Origin of the sequence: Streptomyces angustmyceticus (assembly GCF_040701845.1) — a bacterium.
Classification (GTDB): domain Bacteria; phylum Actinomycetota; class Actinomycetes; order Streptomycetales; family Streptomycetaceae; genus Streptomyces; species Streptomyces angustmyceticus_A.
In genome coordinates, this window is the sequence record NZ_JBFBHQ010000003.1 from 688030 (window position 1) to 702737 (window position 14708).

The 14708-nt window shown below is 68.6% G+C and carries 14 protein-coding genes; 13 read left to right on the forward strand and 1 reads right to left on the reverse strand.

The features are described from left to right. Nucleotides 1–44: 44 nt before the first annotated feature. From AB0411_RS10430 to AB0411_RS10445, 4 genes are all read left to right on the forward strand, one after another. Nucleotides 45–743, forward strand: a complete 699-nt coding sequence (locus AB0411_RS10430) for an HAD family phosphatase (protein ID WP_366416823.1) — start codon at nucleotides 45–47, stop codon at nucleotides 741–743. Next, a complete protein-coding gene (locus AB0411_RS10435) occupies nucleotides 740–1507 on the forward strand; it encodes an SDR family NAD(P)-dependent oxidoreductase (protein ID WP_366416824.1) in 768 nt (255 codons plus the stop codon). The genes AB0411_RS10430 and AB0411_RS10435 overlap by 4 nt, the downstream gene beginning before the upstream one ends. 163 nt (nucleotides 1508–1670) lie before the next feature. Beyond that, nucleotides 1671–2267 carry a TetR/AcrR family transcriptional regulator gene (locus AB0411_RS10440; RefSeq protein ID WP_366416825.1) on the forward strand — a complete coding sequence of 199 codons (597 nt, stop codon included), beginning with the start codon at nucleotides 1671–1673 and terminating at the stop codon, nucleotides 2265–2267. Between the two features lie 96 nt (nucleotides 2268–2363). Beyond that, nucleotides 2364–3230: a transketolase gene (locus AB0411_RS10445; RefSeq protein WP_366416826.1), complete on the forward strand. Its 867-nt coding sequence runs from the start codon at nucleotides 2364–2366 to the stop codon at nucleotides 3228–3230. Nucleotides 3231–3283: 53 nt separating this feature from the next. Here AB0411_RS10445 and AB0411_RS10450 read toward each other — a convergent pair whose 3' ends face one another. Beyond that, on the reverse strand, nucleotides 3284–4132 hold the full coding sequence (locus tag AB0411_RS10450) for a helix-turn-helix transcriptional regulator (RefSeq protein WP_366416827.1): 849 nt from the start codon (nucleotides 4130–4132) through the stop codon (nucleotides 3284–3286). Between the two features lie 437 nt (nucleotides 4133–4569). Between AB0411_RS10450 and AB0411_RS10455 the strand changes: the two genes are divergently transcribed. The 9 genes from AB0411_RS10455 to AB0411_RS10495 all read left to right on the forward strand — a co-directional run bounded on the left by AB0411_RS10455 (nucleotide 4570) and on the right by AB0411_RS10495 (nucleotide 14705). After that, entirely contained in the window at nucleotides 4570–5910 is a 1341-nt protein-coding gene (locus tag AB0411_RS10455) for an NDP-sugar synthase (protein WP_366416828.1), read from the forward strand. A 24-nt stretch (nucleotides 5911–5934) separates the two neighbouring features. Continuing rightward, nucleotides 5935–6636, forward strand: a complete 702-nt coding sequence (locus tag AB0411_RS10460; protein WP_366416829.1) for an SDR family oxidoreductase — start codon at nucleotides 5935–5937, stop codon at nucleotides 6634–6636. Nucleotides 6637–6949: 313 nt separating this feature from the next. Then, nucleotides 6950–8197 carry an IS701 family transposase gene (locus AB0411_RS10465; protein ID WP_366416830.1) on the forward strand — a complete coding sequence of 416 codons (1248 nt, stop codon included), beginning with the start codon at nucleotides 6950–6952 and terminating at the stop codon, nucleotides 8195–8197. Then, entirely contained in the window at nucleotides 8194–9696 is a 1503-nt protein-coding gene (locus AB0411_RS10470; RefSeq protein ID WP_366416831.1) for a maltokinase N-terminal cap-like domain-containing protein, read from the forward strand. The genes AB0411_RS10465 and AB0411_RS10470 overlap by 4 nt, the downstream gene beginning before the upstream one ends. Before the next feature lie 54 nt (nucleotides 9697–9750). Continuing rightward, nucleotides 9751–10695 carry an NAD(P)/FAD-dependent oxidoreductase gene (locus tag AB0411_RS10475; protein WP_366416832.1) on the forward strand — a complete coding sequence of 315 codons (945 nt, stop codon included), beginning with the start codon at nucleotides 9751–9753 and terminating at the stop codon, nucleotides 10693–10695. 106 nt (nucleotides 10696–10801) lie between these two features. Beyond that, on the forward strand, nucleotides 10802–11506 hold the full coding sequence (locus AB0411_RS10480; RefSeq protein WP_366416833.1) for an EthD domain-containing protein: 705 nt from the start codon (nucleotides 10802–10804) through the stop codon (nucleotides 11504–11506). A gap of 86 nt (nucleotides 11507–11592) precedes the next feature. Further along, entirely contained in the window at nucleotides 11593–12429 is an 837-nt protein-coding gene (locus tag AB0411_RS10485) for a type 1 glutamine amidotransferase domain-containing protein (protein WP_366416834.1), read from the forward strand. Nucleotides 12430–12466: 37 nt separating this feature from the next. Beyond that, the gene (locus AB0411_RS10490) at nucleotides 12467–14113 is read left to right on the forward strand and encodes a thiamine pyrophosphate-binding protein (protein ID WP_366416835.1); all 1647 of its coding nucleotides are present in this window, start codon (nucleotides 12467–12469) and stop codon (nucleotides 14111–14113) included. Further along, nucleotides 14106–14705: a DJ-1/PfpI family protein gene (locus AB0411_RS10495; protein ID WP_366416836.1), complete on the forward strand. Its 600-nt coding sequence runs from the start codon at nucleotides 14106–14108 to the stop codon at nucleotides 14703–14705. Before AB0411_RS10490 ends, AB0411_RS10495 begins: the two co-directional genes overlap by 8 nt. Nucleotides 14706–14708 lie beyond the last annotated feature (3 nt).

Genomic DNA, 14708 nt, shown 5'->3' on the forward strand with positions numbered 1-14708 from the left:
CTGCGCCCTGGCCGGGTGCCGGGGCCGAAAATCGGGGAGAGTTCATGGGGCGGAATTTCGGGCAGCTGCGGCTTGCCGTGGTCAATGTCGACGGGGTGCTCCTCAACGACACCTTCAGTCCTGTCATCCATGACTTCATCGTCAGTCGTGGCGGGCAGTACACCGCGGAGACCGAGCGCGCCATCTTTTCCCAGCCCCAGCAGATAGCCGGTGTGCGCATGGCAGAGGCAGTCCCTGAGCCTCTCACCGGGGAGCAGGCGCTGCGGGCCTACTTCGAGGAGCGGGAGAAGTACCTCGAGCGCCACCCCGTCGCCCTGTCGGAGGGTGCGGTGGAACTGCTGCACCGTTTGCGACGTTTGGGGCTGCAGGTCGTGTGCTACGGGGGCCTTGCCACGTCGCACTTCGAGGCCCATCTGGGGGCGTACTCGAAGCTGCTCGACGGTCCCGGGTACGTCTGCACGAACGACTTCCGCCCCGGCATCCACGAGATCATCACGCAGACCTTCGGCCTCAAACAGGATGAGGCAGTGGTCATCGACGACGTCGCTCGAGTGGCCGAAGAGGCCCGGGCCCTGAACGTCGCGTTTATCGGCCATCCCAGCCGGTTCGTGCACAGCTTCCAACGGCAACTGATGGTGGAGGCCGGAGTGCAGCACATCGTGAGCCGGCTCGACCAGGTCGACGCCGAGTTGCTCCGTCACATAGATGCTGCTGCGGCGTCCGGCAGGAGCTGGGAGCGATGAGCTTGCTGGAGGGCAAGATCATCATGATCACGGGGGCGTCCAGTGGTATCGGGGCGGCCGCTGCTCGTCTGTTCGCCCGGCAGGGTGCCGCCGTCTCGGTCATGGCCAGGCGCGCGGAGCTGTTGGACCTTCTCGTCGACGAGATCACCGCAGCCGGCGGGAACGCGTTGGCGGTCAGCGGCGATGTGACGCGTGATCGGGACGTCGCCGACGCCGTGGCCAGAACGGCGGACAGGTTCGGTGGCCTGGACGCTGCGTTCAACAATGCGGGCTATGCGACGGCCGGACAGGTTCTCCATGAAATCGACGATGAGGTCTATGCGCACACCATGGCCGTCAACGTGCGAGGGGTGTGGAACTGCCTTGCCCACCAAATCCCCGCCATGCTGGCGTCGGGACGAGGCGGAGCCGTGGTCAACACCTCCAGCGTGGCGGGCGTGGCTGCCACCGGGGCCTCCGCCGCGTACGTGGCCGCCAAGCACGCCGTGATCGGCATGACGAAGGCGGCTGCGGCCGATTACGGAGCCCGGGGCGTACGCGTCAACGCACTCGTCGTGGGCAGCACGCGCACCGAGATGATGGATCAAGTCATCGCCCGGAGGCCGCAATTGGAGCAGGTCTTCGTGAACGCTGCGGTGCAGAAACGGATGGCTGACCCGGCCGAGGTGGCCCGCGCGGCAGCGTGGCTGTGCAGTGACCAGTCTTCGTTCGTCACCGGAGCGGCAGTGCCGGTCGATGGGGGAGCCACCGCGCTGTGTGACTGAGGGGGTGGCCCAGGGGTCGGGAGGCGCCGTCCACGGACGGCGCCTCCCGACTGCGTCATGCGAGTCCGACAGAATAAATAGAACGGTCTCTTTGATTTTCCCCCGGGATTCCACTACCGTCCTCCGTGGAAGAGTCGGATGACCGCTGTGGCCCTGGGGGTGCGTGGTGACTCAAGGCAGGGCCGCGCGTACGCGTGAGGCGCTGATCGGGGCTGCGGCCGCCGATATGGACGCGAAAGGCTTCGACGGGGCCACCCTGGCTGCGATCAGTGCGTCGGCGCGGGTTTCCATGGGGGCTTTGACCTTCCATTTTTCCAGCAAGCGAGCCCTCGCCGAGGGTGTCGTCGAAGAGGCGTCGGCCATCACCCGGGCGCGGACCACGGCTGCGGTTGCGGGGCAGCCTTCTCCGCTTCCGGCCGCGATCGCCCTGCTGCAGTGCCTTGCCGATCTGCTCGACGAGAGTGTGGTGGTGAGGGCGGCGGCATTGCTGGCGCGCGAAAGGCCGGAGGCGGTGCCGGGCTGGCATCAGGCCTGGGTGCCCACGCTCCGCCGGCTGTTGCGGGAGGCGGACAGGGCGGGGGAGCTGCATCAGGGTGCCCGGCCTGTCGCGGTGGCGACCCTGGTGGTGCATCTCCTCACCGCGGTCGAGGTGTACCGCGGCTCTCCCATGGGGGAGGGGCTCGGTGCGAAGGGTGCCCTGTCGCGCCTGCTGCCGGTCGTGTGCCGTGGCATCGGCACGAAGGGCAACGTGACTCTTTAGAGCATCTTCTGCGGTGTGCCCAGCGGAGGGGCTCTCTGTGCCAAGAACAAAGAGAGCATTCTATATTCTACGTATTCTTCTGAAGGGGGTTTCGCTATGGGGGCTCCAGCGATCCTGGCGGAGGACGTCTACCGCGAGGAATTAGCGAGGATCGGAGCGGAGGACGGGCGGGTGGTGTGTGTGGAAGCGCTGCCGCGCGGTGCCCGGCACCCCTTCGAGACGGCTCACCCGGACCGGTTCTTCCAGCTGGGCAGTGTCGAGAGCGCCATGGTGAGCATGGTGGAAGGGCTGATCACCGCCGGGTTCAGGGTGTTCGTGTGCGCACTGGGCGCGGGCATCGGGGTGGCGCGGCTTCCCCGGCTGACTCTTGCCTATCTGCGGGCGGGTGCGTCGGTCGTGGTGCCGGACACCCATGTCGACCCGACGGAGCTGCTGCGCACACCGCGCGTACGGATCGCGGCACCGTGCGGCGTGCGGGAGATCAGGGCGGTGGTGCGCGGTGCGGCACGTTCGGTGCGGCCTCATCACATCCGTATCGGCACCGGGGTGTCCGCCGACGTGGCGTCGGACTGGGCCGGGGCCGGTGACGGCGCCGGCGGTGTCCCCTCGGTCGTCTGGGACGCCGTCGAGGACGCGGGGCACGACGAGGACGCGGGGGTCTGCATGGTCTCGGTCGGCGAGGACGGCACCCGGCTCGCGTTGGCGGCCCGGGAGCGGTCCACCGGGCCCGCGCACGCGCACCTGGTGTATCTCGACGACAGCCACCTGGCCGCGGCGGCAGGTGAACTGGCCCGCCGCCACGGCCGGTTCGTGGTGCTCGGCGGCCATCCCGGGCCGGACGGAGTGCACAAGCGGCTGAGCCGGCTGATGCTCGGCTGCGACGTCCGGGAGGTGTCGCTGAGCGGTGAACTCGCCGCCGACGTCGACCGGGTGCTCTCGACCGTCAAAGGGCTGCGGAAATGAGGGCGCGCCGGGGCGGCCGAATGCGACCGCTCCGGGCAGGACGGGCTCGCGGATCAGTCGCTGCGCGGCGGCTCCAGGAGGTCGGACCGGGCCAGCAGATAGGCGAGGTGGGCCCGGCTGCGGCTGCCCACCAGGTCCGACGCTTTCTTGATGTGGTGGGACACGGTCCTGCTGCTGATGCCGAGGCGCTTGCCTATCCCCGCGTCCGTGTGGCCTTCGACCATCAGCTGGAGCACGGCCCGGCGGGTCTCGTCCGTCAACAGCCGGGGTCTGCTGTGGTCCTGGGTGATGGTGACCGGCTCGGCGCGCTGCCAGGCGTGGTCGAAGACCTTGACGAGGTAGTGGATGAGCGCCGGATGTTCCACGGCGAGCGCGGTCGTCTGCTGGTCGTAGCGGGGGTCCGGGATGAAGGCGATGGAGCGGTCGTAGACGATGAGCCGGCCGACGACCTCGTCCAGCGTCCGTACCTGTGCGCCGGCGCTCGTGACCCGCTCGATGTAGGCGAGCGTCGGGCCGTGCGTGCGCACTGAATGCTGGTAGAGCGTGCGCTGCCGCACGCCACGGCTGTTCAGTCGCAGCGTGCGGGGCAGGGTCTTGCCCAGGGCGTCGGGGTCACGGGCCCCGCCGGTGTGGGCTGTCAGGAGCTCTTCACGGCAGGATTCCGAGGCCCTTTCGAGGGCCGCGTAGATGACATCGGCGCCGTGCAGCAGGCGCACGGATGCGGCCGAGGTGCGCTGCTGGGTGCGGTACACGTCCTCGGCCGCGGACAGCGCGTCGTAAATGCCCGCCACCGTGTGCTGCTGGGCCAGGATGGCGCGCTCCAACGGACGGGTGAGGTCATGGGAAGCGATATCGGGCGGCACGGCGACCCAGCGGTTGCCTGTGTCGGCCTGTCGTCGCATCAGGCCCAACTCGATGAGGCAGTCCGGGACTTCGCTGGCCGTGAGTCCTTCAGCCAGCGCGCGGCGGTAGTAATCCAGCCCCCGCTCGCACAGAGGTACGATGTTCGGTTGTGGGCTTATGCCCGGATCCCTGCACACTTATCCCCCTTGCTGATTCCTGCAATGCGCGATCCCGAGGCTACCCGCCCAGGGATTCCGGCCTCTTACGCGCCATGCTGTTCGAGACGGAAGGGCGCGGTGCCATTTCCGTCGAGCGGGGGAAGGGATGGAAATGCAACAGGAGCTGTTTTCAGTCATTTCGATTCACGTGGCGTCCATGCCTCTTGCGGAATCCGGCGACGACGAGAACTGGTGTGTTGTTCCGGACTAGGGCGTCGGCCAGGTGAACCGGTAAGCGGAATGCGACACACAATTTATATTCACGGGGGGCAGTGGGCGTGAGTCGTGACGAGGAAATAGTTGGCATCATTCTGGCCGGCGGCAGGGGTGAGCGGGCCAAACCGATCACTCTCAAGTCCTCGGACTACATCCGGAGCAAGGCACTCATCCCGTTCGTCGGACGACGTCTGGTCGAGTGGATGATGGACGCCTGCCGAGCGCAGGGCGTGCGTCGGTTCTACGTCGTGACCCACGGCCTCGAGAACCGCAATCAGATCAAGCTTCTGCTGGGCCACGGTGAGCGTTTCGGGGTCGACATCACCTACTCGCGCTCCCGGTTCGACCGTTACAACGTGGGCTCGGCCGGTGCCACGCTGCACAACCTCGAGCAGTGGGACCTGCAGGGCCGTGCGCTGGTACTGCCCGTCGACTCGCTCTTCGACTTCGACCTGGCGGAGATGGCGGCGACACATGACGCCGAGGACGCCGTGGTCACCGTCGCCTCCGTGGCCCGCACCGCTGCGGAGATCGCCGGCAAGTACGGCGTCATGCGGACCGACGAACGCGGTCTCGTCCAGGGCTTCGTGGAGAAGCCCGGCATCGGGGAACTGGGTTCGCTCTTCCCGCGGACCGCCGAGGATCCCACCGCGACCCTGGCGACCAACGCGGGGATGTACTTGGTGGACTGCGGCCGTCTGCGGATGCTCGCCCGGGAGCCGGAGCTTTTCCGGCAGTCCCACCAGCGCTTGGACTGGGGCGGCGATCTCCTGCCCCACCTCGTCGAACGAGGCGTACCGGTGGCCACCCACTGCATCGGGCGCCTGGGCGACATGGGCAATGTGCCCGACTACCTGCAGACGGTCCAGCTCGTACTCAACGGCGCGTACGAGCAGATGAACCGCCTGATGGCAGCCCCCGACCGGACCGATCCGCGTTGCTGGATCCACGAGACCAGCCTGCAGACGAAGGACGACGTCACCGGCACCACGCTGGCCCAGAAGATCGAGGACGGCTCGGTCGTCATCGGCCCGGGTGTCCGGATCGGCCGCGATGTCGAGGTCGGACCCGCGGTGCGCCTGGAGCACACGGATGTCGGCGACGGAGCGGAGATCCGTGAGGGCGCCACCCTCGCCCGGTCCGCGGTGGGGGAATCGGCGGTGGTCGGCTGCTGGGCCGACATCACCGACACCTACATAGGCCCCATGGCCCAAGTGCTCTCGGAGCGCGCCAGGCCACTGCGGCTGGAGCAGTTCTCGGCCATCGGAGACGGAGCCGTGCTCTGGCCGGGATCACGATTCTGCGGGGTCACCGTGTACCCCCGACTGCGGGTTCCGGCGCTGGCCGGCGTACCTGCACAGACCGAGCTCAGGCGCGCCGACGACATCCTGCGTTGGGTGTGACGGCGCTCATCCCTGGAGGGGACCATGCAAAGCCCCATTGCAGTCATCGGAGGGGCCGGCCGGACGGGCGTGATCATCACACGCCGACTGCTCAAGGAAGGCCACCAAGTACGAGTGGTCAGCCGCGACCCGGAGCGCGCCGTGCTGCCGCTCGGAGTGGAGAAACATCGTGCCGACGTGCGGTACGCCGACTCGCTGGGACCCGCGCTGCGCGGATGTTCGGGCATCGTGTTCACCGTCGAGCCGGGCACTGCCGACTCGGGTCCGCACAGCCCCGAGACCACCGTCTATGACGGGGTGCGCAACGTGCTCGCGGCCGCCGCGGACGGCGGCCGGCGCCCGCACGTTGTGTTGGTCAGCCAGATCTTCGTGACGCGACGCGAGCACCCGATGAACGCCTATGGGCGGCTGCTCGACTGGCGGCTGCGGGGCGAGGACGAGGTGCGCGCCTCGGGGCTGCCCTACACCGTCATTCGTCCCAGCTGGCTGATGGACAGCGATGCCGCGGGCTCCCGGGTGCGTCTGGAGCAGCACGACCGGGGTGACGGCTGGGTGTCGAGGAAGTCGGTGGCGGAGGCGTGCGTGCAGTCCCTGTGCCTGCCGGGCACGGGCGGCAAGACCTTCGAGCTGTACAACGAGCCCGGGGAGGAACCCGCCAACTGGGCTCCACTGTTCGACCAGCTGATTCCCGACCGGGTCCCCGCATATCTGGGACCGGTCCACTGACGGGCGCCTGAGCGCCCCCCTGTACAGCGAGGCGGAGCCCCTGATCGGCCCGCCCCGCTCAAGACCTGCCGGTCCATTCCCCCGTATCCCGGCAGGAAGGGACACGGGGCCGGTGCGAGGTGCTGCCGCACTGCCCGCCGGCCCCGTGTCCACCCCCACGCTTTTCGGTTTCGGCCGCCATTGCTGCGCCGGTCGCCCGCCGATACCCGGCACGCGACGGGGAGGTCTGCCCGACTCGGCAGGCTTCGGTCCCGCAGTACGGATCTGTGGCTCACCGGGAGGTGACTCACGTATTTGATGGAGAGGGTGAACGGTGTCCGCAGAAGACGAGCAGACGCTTCCCTACGACATTTCACCGAACGAATTCACTGAGGTCCTCTCGGCGCTGCGTTCCATTCCGCGAAGCGACCAGCGGCGCTGGGGAGAACTGTATGTGCGCGGGCTGCTCGCGGTCCGGGGCAAGAAGACCATGCGCGCTCTCGCAAACGGGGCGGGCAGTGGGGCCGAGCAGAGCCTGTACCAGTTCATCAGCAAGTCGCCGTGGGACGTCGAACCGGTGCGCGGTGACCTGGCGCGCCTGCTCATCGAACGCGCGCAGCCCCGCGCCTGGGTGGTGCAGCCCCTCGTGATCACGAAGGTGGGCCAGCACTCGGTCGGTGTGGAGCGGCAGTGGGTCTCCCAGATCGGACGGATCGTCAACTGCCAGCAGGCGACGAGCGTCTGGCTCGCCTGGGACCGGGGGAGCTGCCCCGTGGACTGGCAGCTGGCGCTGCCCGAGTGCTGGACGGGCCAGGAGGACATGCGCCGCCGCGCCTCCATCCCCACCCATGTCGGATCGTGTCCGCCCGAGCAGTGCGGCGTCGATTCCGTGAGCAAGATGTCGCGGGAGTGGGGGCTGCGCGGCAGGCCGGTGGTGATGGATCTGCGGGAGGCGGAACCTCATCTGGTCTGCGCGGACCTGGTGGCCCGTCAGATTCCGTTCGTCGTCCGGGTCGACTCGTCCTCCATCGCTCCGACGCCGCCCGGCCCGATGCCCGCGTCGGGCGGTCCCGGCGACCGGGCGGAGGAATGGGTGGGCTCGGCCGGGCTGCTCTCCGTGCTCCACAAGCAGCGCATGCCGGTGGAATGGTTCGACCACGCGGCGGAAACCATGCGGGCCACCGCGGTGGGCGCTGCCCGCGTCGCCCTGCGCACGGGTTCCATGGGCCACGGGCAGCCGGAACGGCTGGAACTCGTGCTGCTGGCTGCCTGGGCGGACCCCGGTCGGCGTTCCCCGAGCGAATTCTGGCTCTCCAACCTCCCGCAGTCGCAGCTGGGCACGGTGTACCGCACGGCGATGCTCTCGCGGCGGGTGGAGCGTGATCTGGCGGAGGTGAGCGACGGCCTCGGCATCCGCGACTTCGAGGGCCGGTCGTACCGCGGCTGGCACCACCACATGACGATGGTGTCCCTGGCGCATGCCGTCATGGCGCTCTCGCCGTCCCGCGCGCGGGGCCCGCTCCCGCCCACGCACCGCCTTCCGCTCGCACCGGCACGGGACTCGAAGGTGAGCGCCGTATGACCGAGACCAGTCATCGCACCGTGACGCCCTGGCCGTCGGACGTGCTGCTCGCCGACGACCTGGACCTGATCGTCGACGAGCTGTGCCGGCTCCTGCCGGCCTGGCTGCCCGGCCAACGCTGGTACGCGGGCAAGGGCCATGCCCTCTCCGAGGTCCGGCCCGTCCTTGCGGAGATCGCCGTACCCGGCACCCCCGCGCTGCTGCAGACCGTGTTCCGCACCGGTGCCGGAGAGTGCTACCAGCTCCTCGTCGGCGCCGTGCCCTCCCCGGCGGAGGTCGACAGGGGCGTGCCGGCCGGCGCCGTCATCGGCAGCTGCCGCACATCGGACGGACTGTCGCTGACGCTCTACGAGGCGAGCTCCGACCCTGAGCTGCTGTCCGGACTGCTCGACCGCTTCGTCGCGGCCGCGCCGTGCGGAGTGCTCGAATTCCACCACTTCCCCGGGGCGACGATCCCGGCGGGACTGCGGGCCAGACCGCTCACGGGGGAGCAGTCCAACACGTCGGTGGCCTTCGGTGACCGGATGATGCTCAAGGTGCTGCGCCGCATCATGCCGGGTGCCAATACCGAGCTGGAGATGCTGGCCGCACTGGAGCGGGCCGGATCCGTGCCGAGCGCGACGCCACTGGCCTGGGCGCAGACCGCCGGACGGTACGGCGCGGAGCCGACTGCTTTGTGCATCCTCCAGGAGTTCGTGCCCTCGCGCGGGGACGGCTGGAGCATAGCCACGGCGGAGGCGGAAGCCTGCATACGGGGCGAGTGCGAATCCGTCGCGCCCTTGGGAGGCTTCTGGGACGATGCGTTCGCCCTGGGCCAGGCCACGGCACGGGTGCACACGGCGCTCGCACAGCAGCTGGAGGCCCGCCTTCTGAGTGTGCCGGAAGCCGTGGAGCTGACCGACGCTCTGGTGGCCCGGCTCGACGAGGCTCTCGTCGAGGTGCCCGACCTCACTCCCTACGTGCGCGGGCTGCACACGGCCTACCAGGACCTGCGCGAGGTCGTGCGGCGCGGTAACCCGCTGCCGATCCAGCGCATCCACGGCGACCTCCATCTGGGACAGGCGCTGCGCGCGCCGGACGGGTGGGTCCTGATCGACTTCGAGGGCGAACCGGGGCATCCCTTCGAGGAACGGCGCCACCTGCAGCCGGCGGTCCGCGATATCGCCGCCATGCTGCGGTCCTTCGACTACGCGGCGCATCACGCCCTCGGCGAGATCCTCGGCGTCCCGCCCGGCCGGCGGACCACTCGCGATCTTCGTGTGACGCGCCTGGCGCGCAGGGCCTCGGCCTGGGCCGTCCACAGCAGGCGCGGCTTCTGCGCCGGCTATACCGCGGCAGGTGGCCAGGATCCGCGTACCAGCCCCGTCCTCCTACGGGCGTTCGAGGCCGACAAGGCCGTGTACGAGGCGCTCTACGAGGCCCGCAACCGACCCGAGTGGCTGCCCATACCGCTCGCCGCGGTGCGCCGGCTCGCGCTCGGCAGCCGGATCGCGGGCTGACGCTGCGGCAGCGCCGGCGAGTCGCGCCGGGCATCGATCGAGGAACGGAGGCACGTGGCAGTGGCCACAGACGTGGACGACCTGGACTGCACCGATGTCGCGGTGGTCGGAGGAGGCCCTGCCGGTCTGTCCGCCGCGCTTCAACTGGCGCGCTACGGGCGCCGGGTGCTGGTCTTCGACACCGGACGAGGGCGCTCGACCCACCACCAGACGAACCGCAACTACCTGGGGTTCCCCGACGGCATCGCCACCACGGAGCTGCGCGACCTGGGGAGGCGCCAGCTGGCCCACTACCCGCACGTCTCCTTCGCCTCGCACTGCGTGACCGGTGTGCTGGGTGATGCGCGGCGGGGCTTCACGGTCCAGGCACAGGGCCACGTGTGGTGGGCCAGGACGGTGGTCCTCGCCACCGGTGTGCTCGACCACTTTCCGCACTTCCCCGGCTGGACGACGTACGTGGGCCGTTCGATGTTCTGGTGCATTGCCTGTGACGGTTACGAGAACCGCGGGCGCCGCATCCTCGTGGTGGGACACACCGACGCCGCCGCGGGTGAGGCCATGCAACTGCACAGCCTCACCGAGCGGGTCCGGCTGCTCACCAACAGCCGCAGGGACGACATCAGTCCTCGCTTCAGACGCCGGCTGGCCGCGGCGGGCGTACCGATCGTGCACGACCGCATCAAGGCGGCCGAGGGCACGGACGGCCGCCTGTCGGCCATCGTGACGCGGGGCGGCGAACGCATCCCGCTGGACTCGTTGTTCTCCATTCAGGGCGCCACACCGGAGACGGCCGTGGCTCGCGGTCTCGGAGTCCGGCTCAACGCGCAGGGCTATGTGGAAGTGGACATGGAGCAGTGCACATCGGTCCCCGGTGTGTACGCGGCAGGGGACATCACCGCGCAGCACTCCCACCAGGTCTCGGCGGCGGTGCAGGAAGGGGCCCAGGCCGCTTCCGCGGCCAACTATTTCCTCTATCCGCCGGAGCTGAAGGCGGACTGACCGCAGTGACGTCTCGGGATCGAAAGTTCAGAAAGTCGTTTTTCCTTCGTTGCCGTTCGTGATGGCCGCTGGACATGATGAATGAGCCCGTCAAAAGGAGAATCCGATGATCCACCAGTTCATTCTGGCGGCGCCCAAGCCGGGCATGACCGCACAGGAATTCCAGGACTACTGGGTAAATGTCCATGCGGTGCAATACGCAGCGAAAATTCCGCAGATCCGCAAGTACATGGTCGACACGGTTGTGGACATCGAGGGAAACCTCGGTGAGCCGGCGCTGCCGCACCAGGGCATCGCCGAGATCTTTCTGGCCAACGGCGAGGAGCAGCTGGCCTCGCTGCAGACCGAGGAGTTCCTGCAGGGTGCCCGCCTCGACGAGCCCAACTGGGCCGCGTTCTGGCAGACCATCGTCGTCGACACCACCGCGCACGAGATCGTTCCCGGTCCGCCGCCGGCCAGGGGGCAGGAGTGGGTCAAGCTCACCGTGCTGCTGAAGAGGCGCCCGGGCCTCTCCCTCGACGACTACCGCAAGCAGACCCTCGACTCGTACGCCTCGGTCGTCAAGGGCACCCCGGGGCTGCGGCGCTACCTGCATGCCCACACGGTGGACGGCGCCTACGTCTTCGGCGAAGCAGCCTTCGACAGCGTCGAGCAGCTCTGGTTCGACGACGTGAACGCCCTTGAGGGAGCCCTGCGTTCGCCCTACTTCACCGAGCAGGTGAAGGCGGCGCGCGACGCGATCGTCGACGAGAAGTACGTCTTCTCGCTCGCGGCGAAGGAGAACTGGATCATCGGCCCGCAGGCCCGCTGATCCCCCTGATCCGGTGGCTGAGGCGCCGCCCCCTTCCGTCGCGGCGCCCGGCCACCCACCCAGAACCGATTACCGAAGGAGCCGGCGTGCCCAGGAAGAACGCCAAGAAGATCCTCGTGATTCTGTCGGAGTACGGCTACTGGGGCGAGGAACTCGTCGGGCCGCTCCACCACTTCGACCAGCGGGGCTACGAGGTGGATTTCGCCACCCCGACCGGAGAGCGCGCGCACGCGCTGCCGCCGTCGATGGACCCCGAGTACATCGACCCGCCGCTCGGCCGGTCGGTCACCTCCGAGGAGGTGGCGAAGCTCACTCGCGAGGTCGACGCCTCCGACCGCCTGGACGACCCGATCAGCCTCGCCGGCTGGCTCCCGGAGCGTCCCTACACGGCGGATGACGACTACCTGCGCAAGCTGGAGGCCTACCACCGGGCGGTGGACGTGGTCGCGCAGGAGCTCGAGGACTATGACGCGCTGCTCATCGTCGGCGGTTCGGGCCCGGTCGTGGACCTCGCCAACAACGAGCGGGTGCACCAGGTCATCCTGTCCTTCCTGCGCGCCGGCAAGCCGATCGCGGCCGAGTGCTACGGCGTTGCGCCGCTCGCCTTCGCCCGCGACTGGGAGGACCGCAAGTCCATCATCTGGGGAAAGCACGTCACGGGGCACTGCAAGGAGTACGACTACAAGGACGGGACCGGGTTCCTCGGTACCGACTTCGTGATCGGCCCGCCGCCGTACCCGCTGGAGTACATCCTTCGGGATGCCACCGGCCCCGAGGGCCGCTACCACGGGAATTTCGGAAAAGAGACCTCGGTGATCGTGGACTACCCGTTCATCACCGGGCGTTCGACGCCGGATTCCTATCTGACCGGAGAAAAGGTCGTCGAGGTGCTCGAGGACGGGCTTCGCCGCTTCGGTTGGTAATTCGCCGCAACGATCGAGAAATCGAGAGAAGGCAGACATGGCCAGGCAGGGCAATGCGGCGATCATCGAGCAGTTCATCGCCGATGGAATTCCTTTTATGTTCGGCAATCCAGGGACGGTCGAGCAGGGATTCCTGGACGCACTGGAGGACTATGACGACCTTCAGTACATCCTGACCCTGCAGGAGACGGTTGCGGTCGGCATCGCGGACGGCTACGCCCGGGCCACGGGACGGCCCGCGCTCCTGCAGCTGCACAGCGGGGTCGGCCTGGGCAACGCCATCGGCATGCTCTATCAGGCCAAGCGCGGTCACTCGCCGATCCTGACGATCGCGGGCGAGTCGGGCGTCCAGTACGAGTCCATGGACGCCCAGATGGCCGCCGACCTGGTCGCCATGGCGAAGCCCGTGACCAAGTACGCGACCCGGGTCACCGACCCGCGCTCCGTGCTGCGGGTGCTGCGGCGGGCGATGAAGATGGCGATGACGCCTCCGATGGGCCCGGTCTTCGTGGCGCTTCCTCTCGATGTGCTCGACGCGCTCAACACCGAGCAGATCGTGCCGACGTCCGCTCCCGTCACCCGGAGCGCGCCGGCCGACGCACACGTGGAGCAGGCAGCGCGATTGCTCGCCGGTGCCGAGAGGCCGGTCGTCCTCGTGGGCGACGGCGTCTCGGCCTCCGGCGCCCAGGAGGAACTGGTGCGGGTGGCGGAGCGGTTGGGCGCCGATGTCTACGGTGTCAACTATTCCGAGGTGAACCTGGACGTCTCGCACCCGCTCTACCGCGGGGACCTGGGTCACATGTTCGGCGCCGTCAGCACGGCGGCGGTCAAGGATGCCGACGTGGTCCTGATCGTCGGCACGTACACCTTCCCGGAGGTCTTCCCCGACACCGGTGACCCCTTCCGGGCGGACGCCCGGATCGTCCACATCGATCTCGACGACTACGAGATCGCCAAGAACCACCCGGTCACTCTCGGCCTGGTCGCCGATCCGAAGGAGACGCTCTCCGCGCTCTTCGCGCAACTGGGCCGCAGGCTGTCCGAGGCCGACCAGGCGGCGGCGTCCGAACGGCTCCGGGCCCGCCGCAGGGAGCTGCCCACGGAGGTGGCGGACGACGGGTCGCTGCTCCACGCCTTCCTGAGGGAGCTGGCCGGCCAGGTCCCCGACGACGTGATGATCTTCGACGAGTCGCTGACCGCCTCCGGCGCGCTCCACGCCCATCTGCCGGGCCGCCGGCCGGGCCACTGGTTCTCGACGCGCGGCGGTTCGCTCGGAGTCGGCATCCCCGGAGCGATGGGGATCAAGCTGGCTCACCCGGACAAGACCGTGATCGGCTTCACCGGCGACGGCGGCTCCATGTACACCATCCAGGCGCTCTACACGGCCGTACGCCACGGCATCGGCGCCAAGTTCGTCATCTGCAACAACCGCAGCTACAAGCTGCTCGACAACAACATCGAGCAGTACTGGCGGGAGCGGGGCGTCGCTCCGCACGCCTACCCGACGCCGTTCGATCTCTCGCACCCCGATCTGGGATTCGCGCAGATCGCCGAGGGTTTCGGAGTGGAGGCCCTGCGCGTCGACGACCACGGCCAGGTCGGCTACGCGGTCAAGCGGATGCTCGCGGACGACCAGCCGTTTCTCATCGATCTGCGGACCACCGAAGGGGGAGACCGTGCCTGACGTACCGTCCCGTGACGGGGTGCTCAGCAGGCAGAAGATCGCGATCCTGGCGGAGAGCGACTTCTATGAGCCCGAAATCGCCTACTACCAACGCCGGTTCGCCGAGGAAGGCGCGCAGGTCGACTTCGTCACCAGGCTGTGGGGAAACAAGTCGATCACCTTCACCGGCCATGAGCACCGGGCTCCGTTGACGGTGTCACGCAGCCTGGAGGACCTGGACGACCGAAGGCTGCGCGAGTACAGCGCGCTGATCGTGCCCTCGGGCATGGTCGCCGACCGGCTGCGCTACACCGAGGACATCGAACAACTCGCGCCTGCCACGGACTTGCTGCGCCGCGCCTTCGCCCGCCCGGGAGTGATCAAGGGGGTCATCTGCCACGGCATGTGGCTGGCCTCGTCGATTCCGTATGTCGTCCGCGGGCGCAAGGTGGTCTGCCACAACAACCTGCTGGGCGACGTGCGGAACATGGGTGCCAACTACGTCGACCAGGACGTCGTCGTCGACGGGGACCTGGTGACGGCCCGCACCGGCGACCACTGCCATCTGTTCGCCAGGACCATCATCGACGAACTCGTATTGCGAGGAGTGTGACGG

What these genes read in the sequence shown, in the direction of transcription:
- AB0411_RS10430 (WP_366416823.1), top strand. Translation starts at nt 45, where the DNA reads ATGGGGCGGAATTTCGGGCAGCTGCGGCTTGCCGTGGTCAATGTCGAC.
- AB0411_RS10435 (WP_366416824.1), top strand. Translation starts at nt 740, where the DNA reads ATGAGCTTGCTGGAGGGCAAGATCATCATGATCACGGGGGCGTCCAGT.
- AB0411_RS10445 (WP_366416826.1), top strand. Translation starts at nt 2,364, where the DNA reads ATGGGGGCTCCAGCGATCCTGGCGGAGGACGTCTACCGCGAGGAATTA.
- AB0411_RS10450 (WP_366416827.1), bottom strand. Translation starts at nt 4,132, where the DNA reads ATGCGACGACAGGCCGACACAGGCAACCGCTGGGTCGCCGTGCCGCCC.
- AB0411_RS10460 (WP_366416829.1), top strand. Translation starts at nt 5,935, where the DNA reads ATGCAAAGCCCCATTGCAGTCATCGGAGGGGCCGGCCGGACGGGCGTG.
- AB0411_RS10470 (WP_366416831.1), top strand. Translation starts at nt 8,194, where the DNA reads ATGACCGAGACCAGTCATCGCACCGTGACGCCCTGGCCGTCGGACGTG.
- AB0411_RS10480 (WP_366416833.1), top strand. Translation starts at nt 10,802, where the DNA reads ATGATCCACCAGTTCATTCTGGCGGCGCCCAAGCCGGGCATGACCGCA.
- AB0411_RS10490 (WP_366416835.1), top strand. Translation starts at nt 12,467, where the DNA reads ATGGCCAGGCAGGGCAATGCGGCGATCATCGAGCAGTTCATCGCCGAT.